Origin of the sequence: Acidovorax sp. NB1 (assembly GCF_005405905.1) — a bacterium.
Lineage (GTDB): Bacteria > Pseudomonadota > Gammaproteobacteria > Burkholderiales > Burkholderiaceae_C > Acidovorax.
Window position 1 is genome coordinate 332,875 of the sequence record NZ_BJHU01000035.1, and the last position, 18,312, is coordinate 351,186.

General features: G+C 65.2%; 16 protein-coding genes. 4 read left to right on the forward strand and 12 right to left on the reverse strand.

Going from position 1 to position 18,312, the window contains the following annotated elements; translation table 11 throughout:
* Positions 1-108: 108 nt before the first annotated feature.
* Both AvAM_RS19095 and AvAM_RS19100 read right to left on the reverse strand, forming a co-directional pair.
* Positions 109-1,329 (reverse strand): ABC transporter substrate-binding protein, encoded by a 1,221-nt coding sequence (locus AvAM_RS19095; RefSeq protein ID WP_137748522.1) that lies wholly within the window; start codon positions 1,327-1,329, stop codon positions 109-111.
* Positions 1,330-1,359: 30 nt separating this feature from the next.
* Complete coding sequence (locus AvAM_RS19100; RefSeq protein ID WP_137748664.1) at positions 1,360-2,592, reverse strand: amidohydrolase family protein; 1,233 nt, start codon at positions 2,590-2,592, stop codon at positions 1,360-1,362.
* A 226-nt stretch (positions 2,593-2,818) separates the two neighbouring features.
* Here AvAM_RS19100 and AvAM_RS19105 point away from each other — a divergent pair, with 226 nt between their 5' ends.
* A complete protein-coding gene (locus AvAM_RS19105; protein ID WP_137748523.1) occupies positions 2,819-3,778 on the forward strand; it encodes a LysR substrate-binding domain-containing protein in 960 nt (319 codons plus the stop codon).
* 58 nt (positions 3,779-3,836) lie between these two features.
* On the opposite strand, the gene AvAM_RS19110 is transcribed toward AvAM_RS19105, so the two are convergent.
* The 7 genes from AvAM_RS19110 to AvAM_RS19140 all read right to left on the reverse strand — a co-directional run bounded on the left by AvAM_RS19110 (position 3,837) and on the right by AvAM_RS19140 (position 11,977).
* Entirely contained in the window at positions 3,837-5,390 is a 1,554-nt protein-coding gene (locus AvAM_RS19110; RefSeq protein WP_137748524.1) for a malonyl-CoA synthase, read from the reverse strand.
* 57 nt (positions 5,391-5,447) lie between these two features.
* Entirely contained in the window at positions 5,448-6,251 is an 804-nt protein-coding gene (locus AvAM_RS19115; protein WP_137748525.1) for an enoyl-CoA hydratase/isomerase family protein, read from the reverse strand.
* Between the two features lie 8 nt (positions 6,252-6,259).
* Positions 6,260-7,261, reverse strand: coding sequence for a tripartite tricarboxylate transporter substrate binding protein (locus AvAM_RS19120; RefSeq protein WP_137748526.1), 1,002 nt, complete (start codon positions 7,259-7,261; stop codon positions 6,260-6,262).
* Between the two features lie 173 nt (positions 7,262-7,434).
* Positions 7,435-8,919: a malonyl-CoA decarboxylase gene (locus tag AvAM_RS19125; RefSeq protein WP_137748665.1), complete on the reverse strand. Its 1,485-nt coding sequence runs from the start codon at positions 8,917-8,919 to the stop codon at positions 7,435-7,437.
* Positions 8,919-9,587, reverse strand: a complete 669-nt coding sequence (locus tag AvAM_RS19130; RefSeq protein ID WP_063461815.1) for a GntR family transcriptional regulator — start codon at positions 9,585-9,587, stop codon at positions 8,919-8,921. The genes AvAM_RS19125 and AvAM_RS19130 overlap by 1 nt, the downstream gene beginning before the upstream one ends.
* A 712-nt stretch (positions 9,588-10,299) precedes the next feature.
* A complete protein-coding gene (locus tag AvAM_RS19135) occupies positions 10,300-10,689 on the reverse strand; it encodes a hypothetical protein (RefSeq protein WP_137748527.1) in 390 nt (129 codons plus the stop codon).
* A 370-nt stretch (positions 10,690-11,059) separates the two neighbouring features.
* Positions 11,060-11,977 carry a LysR family transcriptional regulator gene (locus AvAM_RS19140; protein ID WP_137748528.1) on the reverse strand — a complete coding sequence of 306 codons (918 nt, stop codon included), beginning with the start codon at positions 11,975-11,977 and terminating at the stop codon, positions 11,060-11,062.
* 123 nt (positions 11,978-12,100) lie between these two features.
* On the opposite strand from AvAM_RS19140, the gene AvAM_RS19145 reads away from it, so the two are divergent.
* Positions 12,101-13,018 carry a DMT family transporter gene (locus tag AvAM_RS19145; protein ID WP_137748529.1) on the forward strand — a complete coding sequence of 306 codons (918 nt, stop codon included), beginning with the start codon at positions 12,101-12,103 and terminating at the stop codon, positions 13,016-13,018.
* A gap of 15 nt (positions 13,019-13,033) precedes the next feature.
* On the opposite strand, the gene AvAM_RS19150 is transcribed toward AvAM_RS19145, so the two are convergent.
* Positions 13,034-14,530 (reverse strand): M20 family peptidase, encoded by a 1,497-nt coding sequence (locus tag AvAM_RS19150; protein WP_137748530.1) that lies wholly within the window; start codon positions 14,528-14,530, stop codon positions 13,034-13,036.
* A 141-nt stretch (positions 14,531-14,671) separates the two neighbouring features.
* Here AvAM_RS19150 and AvAM_RS19155 point away from each other — a divergent pair, with 141 nt between their 5' ends.
* Entirely contained in the window at positions 14,672-15,592 is a 921-nt protein-coding gene (locus AvAM_RS19155; RefSeq protein WP_137748531.1) for a LysR family transcriptional regulator, read from the forward strand.
* Between the two features lie 18 nt (positions 15,593-15,610).
* On the opposite strand, the gene AvAM_RS19160 is transcribed toward AvAM_RS19155, so the two are convergent.
* Both AvAM_RS19160 and lgt read right to left on the reverse strand, forming a co-directional pair.
* The gene (locus tag AvAM_RS19160; RefSeq protein ID WP_171012334.1) at positions 15,611-16,663 is read right to left on the reverse strand and encodes a serine hydrolase; all 1,053 of its coding nucleotides are present in this window, start codon (positions 16,661-16,663) and stop codon (positions 15,611-15,613) included.
* 7 nt (positions 16,664-16,670) lie between these two features.
* Complete coding sequence (lgt, locus tag AvAM_RS19165; RefSeq protein ID WP_137748533.1) at positions 16,671-17,510, reverse strand: prolipoprotein diacylglyceryl transferase; 840 nt, start codon at positions 17,508-17,510, stop codon at positions 16,671-16,673.
* A gap of 162 nt (positions 17,511-17,672) precedes the next feature.
* On the opposite strand from lgt, the gene bfr reads away from it, so the two are divergent.
* Positions 17,673-18,152 (forward strand): bacterioferritin, encoded by a 480-nt coding sequence (gene bfr / locus AvAM_RS19170; RefSeq protein ID WP_137748534.1) that lies wholly within the window; start codon positions 17,673-17,675, stop codon positions 18,150-18,152.
* Positions 18,153-18,312 lie beyond the last annotated feature (160 nt).

Here is an 18,312-nt window from a genome sequence, read left to right on the forward strand (position 1 = left end):
CGCGGCGCTTCGACGGAGCTCAGCGTGAACGGTTTAAGTGGGTTGATACCGACTCACTCACCAAACCAAAGCCCGGCACCCGCCCCTGCGGCACGCCGGGCACAGTGGTCACATCGTGATGGACACCACGTCGCGCCGCACCAGCTGGCCCTTTTCGATGATGAACACACCAAAGTCCGGCGTCACATCGCCCGCCTTGTCAAAGTCCAGCTTGCTGGAGGCGCCTTCGTAGTTCACCTTGGCCTTCTTGGCCAGTTGGGCCTTGCCTTCGGCAAAGGTAAAGACTGCTGTGCCGGGTGCGTTGGAGACATCGCGCATCTTGGCGTTGATCTGCTCGACCGTGGCCTTGGGGCCTGCTGCTTCCATGGCCAGTGCCAGCGAGATCACCATGTCATACGCCATGGCGGCGTAGATGTTGGTGGAAGCGGCCTTGCCCGTGGCCTTGGTGAAGGCGGCGTCAAACTGGGCATACGAAGCGCTCTTTTCGTTGGACACGGTGTCCACCGAGATGATGCCCTCGCACACCTCGGCGCCCAGGGCCTTCACCAGGTCGGGGTTGGCTGCCCAGCCCGGGATGATCCACTTGGTGTCTGCGCCAGACTGGAACCATTCGCGCAGGATGATGGTGGTGTCGGGCAGGTACGAGCCCATCACGATCACATCGGGCTTGGTCGCCAGGATCTTTTGCAGCTCGCTGCGGTAGCTGGGGCGGTTGGGTTCGTAGGTGACATGCGCCGCCACCTTGCCGCCACGCTTTTCCCAGGCGCGGGTAAAGCCTTCCACATTGCCCAGGCCCGATGCGTTGTTAAACGCCATGGTGGCCGGGCGCTTGAAGCCACGCTTGGTGCAAATCTCGGCAAACGCCGCGCCAAAGCGGTCGTTGGTGGCTTGAAAACGCCACACCAGGTCCTTGGTGTCCAGCGTGGAGATGGCGGGCGCGCCCGACACGTTCATCTGGATGATGCCGGCCGCATCGGTCAGCGGCATCACCGCCAGCGTCACGCCCGAGGCCCAGGTGCCCAGCACCGCCTGCACCTTGTTCACTTCGATCAGCTTCTTGGCGGCCAGCACGGCGGCGTCGGGCTTGGTCTGGTCGTCTTCTGTGAAGAGTTCGAGCTTGCGGCCACCCGCACCGCCTGCGGCGTTGATCTCGTCCACCGCTAGGCGGATGGCTTGCTGCATGCCGGGGCCGTAAGGGCTGCCCGCGCCTGTGATGGGCGTGAGCGAGCCGATGCGGAACACATCGCCCTGCTGGCTGAAGCCGATGGAGGGAAGGAGCTGCAGAGCCGCTGCGGCGCCGCCGAGCTTGACGAAATTTCTACGTTGCATGGTGATCTCCGGTCAGGTCAGGGTTGGAATTCAGAGGGTGTTCTTGACGAAGGCGCCGTCCTTGACGATGGCGCGGATGTGCTCGCCCTGGCCCAGCAAGCAGGCGATGTCGGTGAGTGGGTCACCATCGACCAGCAGCAGGTCGGCAATGGCACCCGCCGTGATCTCGCCCAGCTGGCCTTGCTGGCCCAGGATCTCCGCGCCAATCAGCGTGGCCTGCTGCAGCACCGGGCCGTTGCCCAGAATCTCAGCGCGCAGACGCAACTCGTCAGACTGCAGGTAATGCGTTTCGGCCAGCAGGTCGCTGCCCAGGCCCATCTTCACGCCCGCCTTGGCCAGGATCTCGATGGCCTGCTTGCCCTGGCTGCGCACCGAGTCGATCTTGGCGATAGACACCGCAGGCAGGCCATAACGCTCGCCCTCGTTGGCCAGGCCTTCGTAGGTGATGAGCGTGGGCACCATGAAAGCGCCCATCTCGGCCATGAATTCCGCCGTGGGCGCATCCACCAGGTTGCCGTGCTCGATGGTGCGCACGCCGCAGCGCACCGCACGGGCAATGGCGCGCGGTGTGTAGGCGTGGGCCATCACATAGGTGTTGGCGTTGGATGCCTCTTCGACAATGGCGTGCAGTTCGGCTTCGGAATAGCCCAGGTTGCCAATCGGGTCGTTGGGCGAGGCCACGCCGCCCGAAGCCATCACCTTGATCTGCGTAGCGCCCTTCAGGATTTCTTCACGCACCGCCAGGCGGCAGGCGTCCACCCCATCCACCACGCGGCCGATGTTTCCCAGCTTGTAGGCGCAGGAGCACACATCCAGGTCATCGTTGCGCTGGCGGAAATCCGCATGCCCACCGGTTTGCGACAGCGCCTTGCCCGCCGGGAAGATGCGCGGCCCCTGCACCAGCCCCGTGCGCACCGCTTCGGCCAGCGACCAGTCGGCGCCGCCCGCATCGCGCACGGTGGTGAAGCCCCGGTCCAGCATGCCTTTCATGATGGGCAGCGAGCGCATCATGGTGAACACATTGGGCATCTTGGCCACCGTGCCCAGGTTGAACGAAGACGCCACCACGTGCACGTGGCAGTCGATCAGGCCAGGCATCAGGGTCATGCCCCTGGCGTCCACCTTGGTGGCGCCCTCAGGCACCACCAGGTCGGCACCTACCGCCGCAATGCGGCCGTCCCGCACCAGAACGGACAGGCCGGTGCGCAGTGTGAGTGCGTGGACATCCAGCACACGGCTGTTTTTAATCAACAAAGAGGTCATGAGGTTCGTCAAAGTGGGCGCAATGGCTTCAAAATTACTCATGGCCCATCTTTTTTAGGCGCCATGATGACCATCAAGCATCCATCAGGTGCATTGCTGCATCTTCAGAGTGTGGCGCTTGACACGTTGCTGTCACAGGACGCATTTATCGGGCCAATCGCCCTTATCCGCAACGCCTAAAATCTCACCATCCCATGAGCCCTACTCATACCCCCTAGCCACATCCATGCGCCGCCTGTGTCCCACCATCTCCGAGCTGAACGCCTTTCACTCCGCCGCCAAGCACCAGGCCTTCACCATGGCTGCGCGCGAGTTGTGCGTGACGCAAAGCGCCATCAGCCGCCACATTGCCGCGCTGGAGGATTACCTGGGCCAGAAGCTGTTCATCCGCAAGGCCACGGGGCTGGAGCTGACCGAGGCTGGGGCCACCTACCTCAATGCCACCCGCCCCGCCATGGCTGCGCTCGAGTCGGCCACGGCGCAACTCATGTCGTACGGGGGCGATGGCGGCTCGCTCAACCTCTCGGTGCCGCCCACGTTTGCGGCGCAGTGGCTGTTTCCCCGCCTGGGGCACTTCAAGCGCACGCTGCCGCAGGTGTCGCTGAACTTTGTGCGCTACCAGCACGCACACGACTTTGCGACACCGCATGAATTCGACGCCGCCATCCAGTACGGCTACGGCAACTGGCCCAGCGCCAATGCGCGCTACCTGATAGGCAAGGAGACCAGCATCGTGTGCAGCCCGCAGCTGCAGGCCGCCCTGCCCCTGCGCACGCCGCAGGACCTGATGCGTGCCACGCTGCTGCAGCACATCGAAGTACCCCTGGCGTGGCAGGACTGGATGGAAGCCAACGGCCTAGACACCAGCGCCAGCCGGTTCGGTCCGGGCTTCAATCTGTACTCGCTGATCATCCGCGCCGCCGTCTCAGGCTTTGGCGTAGGCATCGTGCCCACCTGCCTGGTGGAGGACGAACTGGCGGCGGGCACGCTGGTGGAGCCCCTGAAAGACCGCTTTGACAGCCCGCTGGGCTACTACCTGTGCGCGCCTACCGCGCGCACCAACCTGTCGGTGTACCGGCTGGTAGCCGGGTGGCTGGAGCATTGCTGCAACCATGCCGAGGGCGCCGCAGCGCCAGCCGCAACCCCCTGCATTTTCTGCAGCCCCCAAGCCTCAACGACGGGTTAGATCACGGTATGGGTGGCCCCGCGCAGCCAGCGCAGGGCCCCACGCCAGCGGGCCCGCTTCAGGCAAACAGCGCCTTGTGCTGCTCGCGCAGCAGGTTCTTCTGCACCTTCCCCATCGTGTTGCGCGGCAGCTCGGGCACCACAAAACACTTCTTGGGAATCTTGAAGTTGGCCAGTTGCGACTTGAGCTGCGCCACGATGGCATCGGGGTTGAGCTGCGCACCGGGCTTGGCAATCACCACGGCCACGCCCACTTCGCCAAAGTCGGGGTGCGGCACGCCCACCAGAGCGCTTTCGGCCACGCCGGGCATCTCGTTGATGTAGCCCTCGATCTCGGCCGGGTAGACGTTGTAGCCGCCGCTGATGATCAGGTCCTTGCTGCGGCCCACGATGCTCACGTAGTCGCGCTGGTCCACCTTGCCCACGTCGCCGGTCTTGAACCAGCCATCGGCCGTGAATTCTTCGGCGGTCTTTTCGGGCATGCGCCAGTAGCCCTTGAACACGTTGGGGCCCTTGACCTGGATGCTGCCAATCTCGCCCACGGGCAGCGGCTTGTTGGCATCGTCCACCACGCGCAGGCCCACGCCGGGCAGCGGGAAGCCCACCGTGGCGCCGCGCCGCTCGCTCTGGCCGTTGTGGCGTGCATCGGCGGCATAGGGGTTGCTGGTGAGCATGATGGTCTCGCTCATGCCGTAGCGCTCCAGGATGGTGTGGCCGGTGCGCTGCTGCCATTCGGTGAAGGTCTCGATCAGCAGCGGGGCCGACCCGGCGATGAACAGGCGCATGTTCTTGGCGGCATCCTTGGTCAGGCCCGGCTCGGCCAGCAGGCGCACATACAGCGTGGGCACGCCCATGAACACGGTGGCGCGCGGCATGGCGGCCAGCACGGCCTTGGGGTCGAACTTGGCAAACCAGATCATCTTGCTGCCGTTGATGAGCGCGCCGTGGATGGCCACGAACAGGCCGTGCACGTGGAAGATGGGCAGTGCGTGGATCAGCACATCGCCATCCTTCCAGCCCCAGTAGTCCTTCAAGGTCACTGCATTGCTCAGCAGGTTGCCATGCGTGAGCATCGCGCCCTTGCTGCGGCCCGTGGTGCCGCTGGTGTAGAGGATGGCGGCCAGGTCGTCGGCCGACTTGTTCACCGGCTGGTGCACCTCGCTGTGGTGCGCGGCGCGCTCCAGCAGGCTGCCTGTGCGGTCATCGCCCAGCGTGAACACATGGCCCGTGCCCTGGGTGAATGCGATCTTGCTCACCCAGCCAAAGTTGCCGGGCGTACAGACCACCACGGCGGGCTCGGCGTTGCCGATGAAGTATTCGATTTCGGCGCTCTGGTAGGCGGTGTTGAGCGGCAAGAACACATAGCCTGCGCGCAGCGTGGCCAGGTACAGCACCATGGCTTCGACCGATTTTTCGACCTGCACGGCCACCCGGCTGCCTGCGGGCAACTTGAGAGATGTCAGCAGGTTGGCCATGCGGGCGCTCGCGCGGTCCAGGTCGCCCCAGGTGTAGAACAGCGGCGTGCCATCGGCCGCCGTGGTCTCCACAGCGGTACTCGACAGGTCGGCAGGGAAGGCAGCGCGCAAGGCGCTGAAGAGGTTGTGTTGGCTCATGGCTTGGGCTTTGCTTTTTTTGACAAGGAAGAAGACGGGAAGCGGGGGCCGCAGCGGTCAAAACACCGGCGGACGCTTGTCCAGGAAGGCGGTGATGCCCTCGCGGTGCTCGGCGCTGTTCGCATAGCCGTAGGGGTCGGACGCACCGTTTACTATGTTTTCTATAGCTGAAAACTCTTTACTGTCGCGCGCAGAAGGCATTTTTAATGCCCTTAATGTCTGTTTATTCAAACGCGCGGCCTGGGGGGCCAGCGCCGCCACCCGCTGTGCGCTGCCCAGGGCGTCGGTGGCCGCCATGTCGTCAGCCACCACCCGGCTCAGAAAGCCGCGCGCCAGCATGTCGGCCGCGCTGAAGGTGGCGGCCTCCAGCAGCATCTGGCGTGCCACCACCTCGCCCACCGCGCCCGCCACCAGCTGCGCCTCGCGCGGGGCCATCGGAAAGCCAAGCTTGGCGATGGGCGCACCGAACCGGGCGGTGTTGCCCGCGATGCGGATGTCGCAGCAACTCGCAATCTCGACCCCCGCGCCCATGCAGGCCCCGCTGATGCGGGCCACGATGGGCACGTCGCAGGCCAGCATGGCGTTCAGCCCGCCCCAGACGTCGTTTTCATGAAAGTCACGCAAGGCAGCGGCGTCGAAGCGGAAGGCGGGGTATTCAGAAATATCCCCGCCCGCGCAGAACGCGCCGCCATCGCCCTCGATAAGCACGCAGCGGGCATTCGGGTCACGCTGAATGCCCTCGAACACCACACGCAACTCGCGCCACATGGCACGCGACATGGCGTTGAGCCGCCCCTCGTGGCGCAGCACGACCCGCACCACGCCCCCCTCGCCCTGGCGGGCCGTGACATCACCTGGCATGGTGCCCCTCAGTCCAGCTTGACGTCGGCGGCCTTCACCACCTGCGCCCAGCGTTTGACCTCGCCACTGACCATCTTGCCGAAGTCCTGCGGGCTCAGCGTGCCGAACTCGGCGCCATTGCCAGCCCAGCTGGTCTTGATCTCTTCCGACTGGCCAAGCTTGCGTACCTCCTCGACGATGCGCGCCTGCACATCGGCGGGCGTGCCCTTGGGTGTCCACAGGCCATACCAGGTGGTGACCGTGTAGTCGGGCAAGCCCACTTCGGCGGCGCAAGGCACGTCGGGGAAGGCCGGATTGCGCTTGGCACCCGCCACCATCAGGGCCTTGATGCGTCCGCCTTTGATGTGCCCGGCGGACGAACCCAGGCCGTCAAACATCATGTCCACCTGCCCGCCCACCAGGTCTGCCAGCGCCGGGCCCGCCCCCCGGTAAGGGATGTGGGTGATGAAGGTCTTGGACTGGATCTTGAACAGCTCGCCCGCCAGGTGGTGCGAGCTGCCCGAGCCCGCCGAGCCATAGTTGAACTTGGCGGGGTTGGCACGCACCAGGGCCAGAAATTCGCGGAAGTCCTTGACCGGCATGTTCTTCGGGTTGACCACCAGCACCTGGGGCACGCTGGCCAGCAGGGCCAGTGGAATGAAGTCCTTCTCCAGGTCGTAGTCGAGCTTGGGATAGACCGAGGGCGCAATCACATGGTGCGCGCCGCCCATGAACAGCGTGTACCCGTCGCCCGGCGCCTTGGCGGCAAAACTGGCGCCCACGTTGCCGCCCGCACCACCACGGTTGTCGATCACCAGCGTCTTGCCGGTGGTCTTGGCAAACTGCGCCGCCAGCGGGCGTGCAAACGTATCGGTGCCGCCCCCGGCCGGAAACGGCACCACCAGGTTCACCGGCTTGGCGGGCCAGGCCGAGGCCTGCGCCCAGCTGCTGCCACTGGCCAGGCCGAGGCCCGCAGCCGCTGCGCCCAGCAGCACGTCCCGGCGTTGAATTCGCGATGGGTTCCTATTCATTCGCTTGTCTCCTGTCGTTGTAAAAATCACCTTCAGTAGCGCGGGCCGGGCACCTTGCGGCGCCCCCGTCACATCCAACCAATCCATCGACACATCGATCAATCGATCAGTCAGTCCTTACGTTCTTCAGTTTTTTGCTCTTAGGTCCGCCTGCACACCTGCCCGTCACAACATCAGTCGCGGCACAGGCTGTCGATGTCGCCCGACACCGGCACCTTGCCCTGCGCCAGCAGGCTGCGGTGCTTGTCGATGCGCTTGAGGTCATACAGGTAGTTCACCATCAGCCCGTACGACTGTTTTTGCCCCTTGGACGAAGGGTCGCCCGCCCAGTTCAGGCGTTCCACCCGCGCACCGTTGCCCAGGTGGAAACGGGCCACCGGGTCCACCGGTTTGCCCTCCTGCATTTCGCGGCCCAGATAGTACGCCGCGCACTCCAGCAGCATCTGCCGCACGGGCGATTTGGCATCCAGCTCCAGCGCCTTGTCGATGGCGCCCAGCAGGTGGGTGGCCTGCGGTGGTTCAAAGCCCACGGCGCGGCCCAGCTCGGTGCGGCGCTTGTCGTCCAGGCGCTCCAGCATCGCACCCGCATGCTTGCCCAGCCAGGCGCGGAAGCCCGGAATGGGCGACAGCGTGGCAAAGGTGCGCAGGCGCGGAAACTCGGCCGTGAGCGTCTCCACCACATGCTTGATGAGCGAGTCGCCAAAGCTCACGCCGCGCAGGCCCGTTTGTGTGTTGCTGATCGAGTAGAAGATGGCCGTGGTGGCGCGGGTAATGTCGGCGGGCGCGGCGGCTTCATCGAGCAGCGGCGTGATGCTGGACGAGATCTTGTCGAGCAGCGCCACCTCCACAAAAATCAGCGGCTCGCCCGGCAGGCGGGGGTGGAAGAAGCCGTAGCAGCGGCGGTCGCTGTCCAGGCGGTTCTTCAGGTCGGCCCAGCTGCGGATGTCGTGCACGGCCTCGTACTTGATGAGCTTTTCGAGCAGCGAGGCGGGCGAGTCCCACGACAGGCGGCGCAGCTCCAAAAAGGCCACATCGAACCAGGTCGAGAAGAGGTGCTCCAGCTCGGCATCGAGCGGCAGCAGGCGCTTGTCGGCCTTGAGCAGCGGCAGGATCTCGGCGCGCAAGTCCACCAGAAAACGCATGCCTTCGGGGAAAACCGAGAACCGCTGCAGCAGCCGCGTGCGCGGCGACACCAGCGCGCGGCGCAGGCTGATCTCGGCCTGGCCCTCTTCGGCCGTACCCGCCGCCGCCTCGTAGCGCTGGCGGGCCGACTTGAAGCGTGTGGCATCGGGCGCGAACTGCTCGCACATCAGCAACCACATGTCGCGCCGCTCCTCGGGCTCGGCCTTGGCATACCACTCGGCCACGGCCTGGGCGCGGCGCCCGCCTTCGATCTCGCTGACCTGCGGGGCCACCACCTCCTGCAGATCGGCCAACAGGCGGCGCAGCGCGCGGGGCGACAGTGCCTCGTTCCCCCGCCGCAAGGTGGCCTGCAGCCGCTCGTGGGTGGAGCGTGGCACAGCCACCTTGGCCACCACGTCGGTCACGGATTTGTCGAGGGCAGCCTTGGCCAGCTTGTCACCGCCCTTGTCGGCTGCGGGGGCGCTGGTGCGCAGGCGTGACACGCTGCGGGTGATCCATTCGGGGGTGCTGTTCATCATGGTGTCAACCTCGATTGCTGATTGCGGGCGATGTCGCGCAGCGCATCGCGCTGACGCAAGAGATGGGTGCGCATAGCCTCTTCGGCGGCTTCGCTGTCGCGCGCCTTGAGGGCGGCAAACACGGCCAGGTGCTCGGCCAGGCTTTGCTGCAGGCGGCCCGGGGCGTGCAGGGTCTGGTGGCGCGCCAGGCGCAGGATCTTGCGCAGGTCGCCAATCACCTGGGCCAGCCAGCGGTTGTCGGCCAGCGTGATGAAGGCCTCGTGGATGGCGTAGTTGGCTTCGTAGTAGTCGGTGATGCGCCCTTCGGCCGCGCACTGCTGCAGCCGCTGGTGCAACAGCTCCAGCGCCGCCACGTCGGCCCCGCTCGCCTTGTGCGTGGCCTCATGCGCCGCGCGGCCCTCCAGCAGCGCAATCACAGGGAACAGGTCATCCAGGTCTTTGTCGGTGATCTCGGCCACAAAACAGCCCCGGCGCGGCTCGTGGCGCAACAGGCCCTCGGCCACCAGCACCTTGAGCGCCTCACGCAGCGGCGTGCGCGAGATTTCGAGCCGCTCGCACAGCGCCGCCTCGTCCAGAAAGCTGCCGGGCCGCAGGTCGCCCGCAAAAATCTGGTCCCGCAGCCGCGAGGCGACTTCGTCGTGCAGGGAGTTCGGAACAGGACGCATGGTGGACAGGGCTCCAGGGTCATCGACCCGCTGGGGTACTTGTATCGGTCACTTGATTGCCAGGGCAAGCGCAGATCGGAAGGAGCCGCCGCAAACACCCAGCGACCGGCCTCGCCTTTTCTGCTCGCAACACACCGTTAAAAGCTGGCTACCGGGTGCATTGCTGCGCCATGTGCGTAATTTCTCATAATTATGCAAAATAACAAGTAAAAAATGCATGTTGAAGGGTTCGGTTACACAAAAGTGGGGGATTGCGGCGGCGGAGCAACGTGGGGGTCCTGGGAGGGCGGTGCTGGACGCTAAAAAGAACGCCACTCACCGCGTTCCGCCCCCGTGACAGGGCCGCCCCATCTCCATCCCGCCCCAGTCTGCTTACGGCAGACATCCTCCAGCGTTGCGCAAAAAAAATAGCCCGCACTAGGCGGGCTAAATCTTGCATATCTCGATGCTTCGTGGGATCGAACCGTCAGAATTAACGGCATCGAGATGGTATGGCCGCAATCGCCAGGCAACGAAGATCGCAGGATGCGAAACGTGACATATGCCTCACTTTGCCTCGTCCGTGCGACCCGGTGAGCTATGAGTCATCTTCCGGCAAGCTGACCAGTCAGTCCAGCACCATGAACACTGCGGTGGATATCCTCTTTTGCGCGGGGCCATCAACCAAGAACAGCCGTTGGCCTCGGTCACACGCAGTCACTCAACGCTGCAATTAAGACGAGAGCGGAGCCCGTACCCTTGAGTCCACCGCGATAGCGGGCTGCCTAGCTACATAAAGTGCGCTTGCTGCGTACATGCAGCCAAATACACCGCCAAATACGACAGCCCAGACCGGGACGGTGAATGATTCGCTTCCAGCACCAAGGAAAAAAGCGAGGAGCCAGCCTGATGCGTTGTAGGCAAAAAAGACTGAAGCCAAAACACGGGTGGCACGTTGTTTGACACGAATTAAGACAACCAGCGAAATTAAGGCCCAAAGAAACTCGAACGAGGCAAAAGTAAGTGTGGTGTTGGTAGCCGCCCCCCCGTTTAAAAACAAAACGAAGGCGTCAGCCACCTGGAGAACTCCTATTGCCACACTGCCGATCGGATACTTTTTCATAAATTTCTGCATAAGATGAGAGGCTAAGCCCGGCTTGGCGCCCCCTAGGCTGAAGGTGTAGGCCGCATTCGTTTCATGAAGCAAAAAGGCTGACTCCTACCGACCGCAGAATATCTTGCAGACGTAACAAACAAGCCCTTTTTTGCCCAACCAGCCCTATGGAGGCAACGGGTTGAACGGCCCATCGTCCCTTTGGATTGCGTGCCAAGCATTTGCTGAGCGATGCTGGCGGTCGAATCTTCTAGGGGCACTATAGCGCCCAATCTCGACGCCTATTGCTGCGCTTGGCAACTTGATCCCTGCACTGGAGCGCGCACAAGGCCTTCTCGCTAGGAGCCAAAACGAACTGGCAGCTCCCAACCCAAACCACCTACTCCACCCCAGCAAACCCCAGCACCAGGTGGTCAATCCACACCCGCAGCTTGGCAGGCAAAAACCGATTGGGTGGGTAGAGCAGCCAGGCCGTGCCCGCATACGAGGTCTTGTGCTGCCAGTCCGGCAGCACGGCCACAAGGTCGCCCCGCTGCAGCGCCGCACGCGCGGCAAAGCCCGGCAGGCTGGCAATGCCCAGGTGGCTCAGCGCGGCCTCCAGCCGCACCTCGCTGTGGTTGGCCACGTAGCGGCCGCGCACGGCCACGGTGGCAGATTCGCCTGCGCGTTCAAAGCGCCAGTGCCGGTCGCGCTCGTCCTCGCCCAGGGTGATGCAGGCGTGCCGCTCCAGGTCACGCGGGTGCTGAGGGTGGCCGCGCTCGGCCAGGTACTGGGGGCTGGCGCAGATGCAGTGGTGCAAAGTGGCCAGCGGCCGCCCTGCCAGGCCGGGGGGCGGGGTGTCGGTCACGCGCAGGGCCAGGTCGATGGACTCCTCGAACAGATCCACCGTGCGGTCGGTGATGAGCAGTTGCACATCCACCCCGGGGTATTTCTGCAAGAACGGCAGCACCAGCGGGTGCACCAGCTGGCGACCCACGGCCTTGGGCATGCTCATGCGCACCAAGCCCGAGGGCGCGGCAGAGTGGGTGTCGCTCAGCGCCCACACCTCGCGCGCGGCGGCCACCATGGTCTGGCAGCGGCTGTAGGCGGCGGCCCCGGCGTCGGTGAGCTTGAGCTTGCGGGTGGTGCGCTCCAGCAGGCGCACACGCAGCGTGCCTTCCAGCCGCGCCACCTGCCGGCTCACGGCCGAAGGCGTGATGCCCAGCTGCCGGGCGGCTGCAGAAAAACTGCCCGCGTCCACCACACGCGCAAACACCGCCATGTCGGGCAGGCTGTCGAGTGGTTGATTGATGCTCACGGCGCACAAGTGTAGTTCTTGAGATTCGATTATCGCCAAGAGTGAGCAAATCGATAATTTCAGTGCGCTGCAGCACAGCCACGGGCCCCCTCCTCCACCTACCCGCCAGATCACTTCACTCCCATGCACCCCACCCTGCCCCTTGCCCCCGCCTCCCCCCTGGCCCCGCGCCTGTCTGACCTGGCCTTGCTGCTGGTGGCCGTGGTGTGGGGCACGAGTTATGGCGTGGCCAAGGGGGCGCTGGTGTTCTACCCGGTGCTGGGTTTTCTGGCCGTGCGCTTTTTGTTGACCTTTGCCCTGCTGCTGCCTGCGCTGCTGCGGGCCACGGCGCCAGAGCGGCGCGATGCCCTGGCGGCGGGGCTGCCGCTGGGGGCGCTGATGCTGGGCATTTTTCTGTGCGAGACCTTTGGCCTGGCGCTCACGCAGGCCAGCAATGCAGCCTTTTTGATCAGCCTGTGTGTGGTGTTCACCCCGTTTGCCGAGTGGTGGCTGCTGCGCCAGCGGCCCGGCCGCGCGATGTTTGTGTTTGCGGCGGTTTCGCTGCTGGGGGCTGCGCTGCTCAGCGGTGGCTATTCAGGCGATTGGGGCTGGGGCGACGCGCTGATGCTGGCGGCCGCCGTGCTGCGCGCCATCACCGTGTGCCAGACCACCCGGCTCACCCGCCGCCGCAATGCGCCCGTGCTCGCACTCACGGCCGTACAGGCGGGCGTGATCGGCCTGGGTAGCCTGCTGCTGGCGCTGGCCCTGCCGGGTGCCCTGCCGCCCCTGCCCTCGCTCAGCAACGCCAGCGCCTTCTGGCTGGCCTGCATCTACCTGGTGCTGGGCTGCACGGTGTTTGCGTTTGTGGTGCAGAACTGGGCCCTGCGCCACAGCCCACCCACCCGCGTGGGCCTGCTGATGGGCAGCGAGCCCGCGTTTGGCGCGCTGTTTGCGGTGTTCTGGCTGGGCGAGCAGCTCAGCCCCACGGCCTGGCTGGGGGGCGCGCTCATTGTGGGAGCGGCGCTGTGGACCATGGCGCGGCGCGGCCCAAAGCCCGCCTGATTCCTTTTCGTCGCATCAGGGCTTGGTGGGCATCGCCGTCTGGCTGACCTTCCCGATCAGCCGGTGATAGAACCGGATCGCATCCGCATAGTTGGCAATCTCCAGCCGCTCGTCGGTGCCATGAAAACGCTTCAGGTCCTCCGAGTTGGCACGCACGGGCGAGAACTTGAAGATGTGGTCACTGATGGCGCCGTAGTGCTGCGAATCGGTGCCTGCCACCATCAGGCCCGGCGCCACCAGCACGTCGGGGAAAACCTCGCGGATCGTCTGGTTGAGCAGGCGGTACTGGGTGGAGTCGGTGGGTGCCACCTTGGACGCCTCCACCGCACCGGGCAGCGTGCTCAGCTCCACCTGCGTGGCGGGCGCGCTGATCTTGCTGCGCACATGGTCCATCACATGCTCCTGGGTGTCGCCAGGCAGCAGGCGGAAGTTGACGGTGGCCTCGGCGCGGCCGGGCACCACGTTGTCACGGTTGCCTGCGTTCACGATAGTCAACGCCGTGGTGGTGCGCAGCATGGCGTTGGTGCTGGCCGCACCTTCAAGCTGCTTTTGCACCACGGGGCGGAACAGCCACAGGTTGGACAGCACCACGCGGTTCACGCCGCCCATCTCGGGCGCCAGGGTGTCGAACAACTCACCCGCCACGCCCCGGATGCCACCGGGCATCTGCTCCTCGTCCAGGCGCTTGAGCGCGTCGCTCATCATGGCAATGGCGCTGCTGCCCTTGTGCGGCGGCATGGACGAGTGGCCGGGCGTGCCCGACAGCTTCATCACCACCGACATGTAACCCTTCTCGGCCACGCCAATGACGGCAGCGGGCTTGGACAAACCGGGCATCACGCCGTCCAGGATCAACAGGCCTTCGTCGATCACAAAATCCAGGCGCACCTTGCGCTCCTGCAACAGCGCAGCGATCTTGGCGGCGCCACGCAGGCCACCCACCTCCTCGTCGGCGCCAAAGGCCAGGTAGATGGTGCGCTGAGGCGTGAAACCGCTGGCCAGCAGCATCTCGACGGCTTCCAGCTGGCTCATGAGGTTGCCCTTGTCGTCCCACGAGCCCCGGCCCCAGACGTAGCCGCCCTGGATCGCGCCGGAGTACGGGGGCTGGGCCCAGTCGCCTTCGGTGCCGGGGGCCACGGGCACCACATCCTGGTGCGCCATCAGCATCACCGGCGCGGCGTTCGCATCGCTGCCGGGCCAGGTGTAGAGCAGGCTCAGGTCGCCCACCACCTCGCGCTTCAACTTCGCGTGCACCAGCGGAAAGCGCTGCTGCAGCAAAGCGTGGAACTGCATGAACTGACCGGTATTGGCGTTGGCATCGTCGCGCGAGGACTCGGTGCGCAGGCGCACGGCCTCGGCCAGGCGGCTGGCCACGGCGGCGTCATCCACGGGCAGTTTGGCAATCGGCGCCACCTCTAGCTGGCGCGAGCCCTTGCGCGCAGTGTTGATGCCCAAAGCCCCCGCCAGCATCACCACCAGGGCCAGCAGCCCCCACAGGATTTTCTTGATCATGGACGTCGCCGCTTTCTTGGGAAAAAGAAGGGCACCCGCAAGTCGTGCCCTCAGAGCCTGTTCAAAAAGAAAGCGGATGCTAATGCGGTAACCAAATGTTGGTCCAATGCATAATTTACGACCATTTGTTCGATTTTTTGCATGAGCACCACCATTGCCCAGCTGCGCCATTTCATCGCCTTGGCCGACAGCGGCAGCTTCACACGCGCGGCCGACAGCACGCGCCGCTCGCAAGCCGCGTTCAGCCGCAGCATCGCCATGCTGGAGGCACACCTGGGCGCGGCGCTGGTCGAGCGCAGTGGCCAGCGCAATGCGCTCACGCCCATAGGCCGCACGGTGCTGGAGCATGCGCGCCAGGTAGTGGCCCAGGCCGACGAGCTGCACCAGATGGTGCGCCACCATGTCAGCGGCGAAGCAGGCGCCGTGCGCCTGGGGATGACTGCCACGCCCCATGCCCTGCTTGGCCACCGCCTGCTGCACATGGCGGCCGGGCATGCCGGCCACATGCGCCTGCAATTGAGCGGTGGTGCCCAGGCCCAGCAGATCCAGGCCCTGCGGGACCGCACGCTGGATGCATTGGTGATGGACCAGCGCTCCATCCCCGGTGCCCATGCCGACCTGGAAGTGCACCGGCTGGCACAGCTGCCCACCGGCGTCATGGTGCGCCCCGGCCACCCGCTGACGCAGCGCCATCCGATCATGTTTGCCGACCTCACAGGGTTTCCCGTGGCGTGCACCGGCATGAGCGTGGCGATGGGCCGGCTGCTGGTGCAGCGCCTGGGCCTGCAGGCCCATCCAGACACATTGATCGCCCTGGGCAGTGAATCGGTGGCCGACCTGCTGGACGTGGCCTGCCACACCGATGCGGTCTACCTGGGCATCATGGCCCCCGCCGCGCGCCTGATCGCACAAGGTCAGCTGGTGGCACTGGACATTCCGACACAGGGCCTGGAATCGCACATTGCATGGGTGCAGCGCGTGGCACGCACCCCCAACCCGGTGCTCGACGGCATCCGCCACCAAGTGCAGGGCTGGCTGGACGAAGCAGGCCCGGCGGGCTGAGCAGCCCGCAGGCGGTGGTCAGCCCAGCAGGGGAGACTGGAACACCGGGTGCTCGCCGGGCAGCACCCGCTGCGCCAGCGGCGCAGCCAGGGCCATGCCCCGGTCGCTGTTGGTCAGCAGCACGAAGCCGTCACGGGTGGTGGGCGAGACCATCGCGAAATTGCGAAAGCCCGGGTTGTTGCCCCACTGCCAGAGCACGGGGCCTGCCTGCGTGCGCTCGATGCCCCAGCCGTAGCCCCATTCCAATGACAAATCCTTGTCGGCCACCACGGGGGCCGACAGGGCCAGCCCACACAGCTTCTCGTCAGACACGAAGGCCGCCAGCAGGCGCGCAAAGTCGCCCGCCGTGGTGTACAGGGATGCGGCGGCTACCGGCTGGCGCCATGTCACCCCACTGGCGCCGCCATGGGCGTGCACGGCCCGGCCTTCGTAGGCGCTTTTCCACACCAGGCTGGAGTCGCGCATGCCCAAAGGCGCAAAGACCTGCGCCTCCATCCACGGGGCAAAGGGCACGCCGGTGATGGCCTCCATCACGGTCTGCAGCAGCACATAACCTTCGCCGGAGTAACGCCAGCGCTGGCCGGGGTCAAAACCTGGAGCCAGCGCACCGCTGGTCCAGTTGGGCAGGCCCGAGGTGTGGTTGAGCAGGCTGGCCACCGAGATACGGGCCAGCGTGCTGGCAGGCACGGTGTCACGGGCATCGCCCGGAGCGCGCCGCAGCACATGCTGGTAGTGCACGTAGCCCTGCGGCAGGTAATGCGAGACAGGCGCCTGCAGGTCCAGTTGCCCCGCCAGCACCAGGCGCAGCGCCCCATAGGCCACAACGGGCTTGGTCAGGGAGGCGGCCTGGAACACGACATCCGGGGCTGCGCCACAGCTGCCGACCACCTCGATCGGCAGCACCTGGCCCGCACGCAACGTGGCGAAGGCAGCAGCACACACACCCAGGCGGGCCGCCACATCGGCCACAGGCTGCCCCTGGTAGCGCCTGAGGTCTGCCGCGCAGGAAACCAACAGCGGCGAGGCCGCAGCACCGGCCAGCAGGAGATGGCGACGGGTGAGAGGCCGCACGGCCGGGTCAGGACTTGGACGTTTTGAGCGCCGGTGCACCGCCATCGCGCTGGCCGGCCCACAGCCACATCACCACGCCGCCCACAATCATGGGCACACACAGCCACTGCCCCATGCTCATGCCCAGCGACAGGATGCCCAAGAAGGCATCGGGCTCGCGGAAGTATTCGGCGATGAAGCGGAACACACCATAGCCAAACAGGAAGGCGGCGGCCACCTGGCCCGGGCGGCGCTCCTTGCGTGCGTACAGCCACAGCAGGATGAACAGCAGCAGCCCTTCCATCAGGAACTGGTAGACCTGCGACGGGTGGCGCGGCTGCATCGAGCCGCTGTGCGCAAACACCATGCCCCAGGGCAGGTCGGGGCTGGCAAAGCGGCCCCACAGCTCTCCGTTGATGAAGTTGCCCACGCGCCCCGCCGCGAGACCGGTGGGCACGCAGGGCGCCACAAAATCGGCCACCTGCAGCCAGGGGCGCTGGCGCGAATGTGCAAACCACAGCATGGCCACGATCACGCCCAGCAAGCCGCCATGAAAGGCCATGCCGCCCTGCCACACCGCAAAAATCTCCAGCGGGTGGCTGAGGTAGTAACCGGGCTTGTAGAACAGGCAGTAGCCCAGCCGCCCACCGATCACCACACCGGCCACGCCCAGGAAGAGGATGTCCTCCACGTCCTTGCGCGTCCAGGCGCTTGGGCCGGTGATGGAGGCAAAGGGCTCGTGCCGCAGGCGGCGGAGGCCCAGCAACATGAACAGGCCAAAGGCCGCCAGGTAGGTGAGGCCGTACCAGTGAATGGCCAACGGGCCGATCTGCAGGGCAACGGGGTCGATGTGGGGGTAGGTCAGCATGGTGGGCGGTATTGTGCCCCCGCCTTGGATGCCCCTCGCACAACCCGCCCAATGCGAACGCTTCTGATCCCCGTACGCATGCAAAGCGCAGGTACAGGGACATTGGTTACAAATGCCCTCCGCCCACGCGATACTCCCCGGTCAAAAGCGAAGGACAACAACATGCAGGGAAACCCACAAGTCATCGAGTATTTCAAGGAACTGCTGCGCGGCGAGCTGGCTGCGCGCGACCAGTATTTCGTGCATTCGCGCACCTATGAGGACCTGGGCTTCGCCAAGCTCTATACGCGCCTCGACCACGAGATGCAGGAAGAAACCCAGCACGCCGACGCGCTGCTGCGCCGCATCCTCTTCCTGGGCGGCCGCCCCGACATGCGCCCCAACCCCTTCACCCCGGGCGAGACCGTGCCCGAGATGCTGAAGAAAGACCTGGCCACCGAATACGAGGTGCGTGCCGCCCTGCAAAAAGGCATGGCCCTGTGCGAAAGCGTGGGCGACTACGTGAGCCGCGACCTGCTGCTGACCCAGTTGCGCGATACCGAAGAAGACCACGCCTACTGGCTTGAAAAGCAGCTGGGCCTGATCGACAAGATCGGCCTGCCCAACTACCTACAGTCGCAGATGGGCAGCGCAGCCGCGTAGGCTATTTGCTTCAGAAATATCAAAAGAAAATCGGCTCTTCCGCGCGACCAGCATGACAAACATGCTATCAAAATAGAAGCATTCCGCAATAAAAAAGCCGCACCCTCGGGATGCGGCTTTTTTTTGTGGGCGGGGCATCGCCCCACCTTCATGCCGGTGG

Excerpts from the sequence above, each read along its gene's own strand:
- AvAM_RS19095 (WP_137748522.1), bottom strand. The coding sequence starts at position 1,329 with ATGCAACGTAGAAATTTCGTCAAGCTCGGCGGCGCCGCAGCGGCTCTG.
- AvAM_RS19100 (WP_137748664.1), bottom strand. The coding sequence starts at position 2,592 with ATGACCTCTTTGTTGATTAAAAACAGCCGTGTGCTGGATGTCCACGCA.
- AvAM_RS19105 (WP_137748523.1), top strand. The coding sequence starts at position 2,819 with ATGCGCCGCCTGTGTCCCACCATCTCCGAGCTGAACGCCTTTCACTCC.
- AvAM_RS19110 (WP_137748524.1), bottom strand. The coding sequence starts at position 5,390 with ATGAGCCAACACAACCTCTTCAGCGCCTTGCGCGCTGCCTTCCCTGCC.
- AvAM_RS19115 (WP_137748525.1), bottom strand. The coding sequence starts at position 6,251 with ATGCCAGGTGATGTCACGGCCCGCCAGGGCGAGGGGGGCGTGGTGCGG.
- AvAM_RS19120 (WP_137748526.1), bottom strand. The coding sequence starts at position 7,261 with ATGAATAGGAACCCATCGCGAATTCAACGCCGGGACGTGCTGCTGGGC.
- AvAM_RS19125 (WP_137748665.1), bottom strand. The coding sequence starts at position 8,919 with ATGAACAGCACCCCCGAATGGATCACCCGCAGCGTGTCACGCCTGCGC.
- AvAM_RS19130 (WP_063461815.1), bottom strand. The coding sequence starts at position 9,587 with ATGCGTCCTGTTCCGAACTCCCTGCACGACGAAGTCGCCTCGCGGCTG.
- AvAM_RS19135 (WP_137748527.1), bottom strand. The coding sequence starts at position 10,689 with ATGAAAAAGTATCCGATCGGCAGTGTGGCAATAGGAGTTCTCCAGGTG.
- AvAM_RS19145 (WP_137748529.1), top strand. The coding sequence starts at position 12,101 with ATGCACCCCACCCTGCCCCTTGCCCCCGCCTCCCCCCTGGCCCCGCGC.
- AvAM_RS19150 (WP_137748530.1), bottom strand. The coding sequence starts at position 14,530 with ATGATCAAGAAAATCCTGTGGGGGCTGCTGGCCCTGGTGGTGATGCTG.
- AvAM_RS19155 (WP_137748531.1), top strand. The coding sequence starts at position 14,672 with ATGAGCACCACCATTGCCCAGCTGCGCCATTTCATCGCCTTGGCCGAC.
- lgt (WP_137748533.1), bottom strand. The coding sequence starts at position 17,510 with ATGCTGACCTACCCCCACATCGACCCCGTTGCCCTGCAGATCGGCCCG.
- bfr (WP_137748534.1), top strand. The coding sequence starts at position 17,673 with ATGCAGGGAAACCCACAAGTCATCGAGTATTTCAAGGAACTGCTGCGC.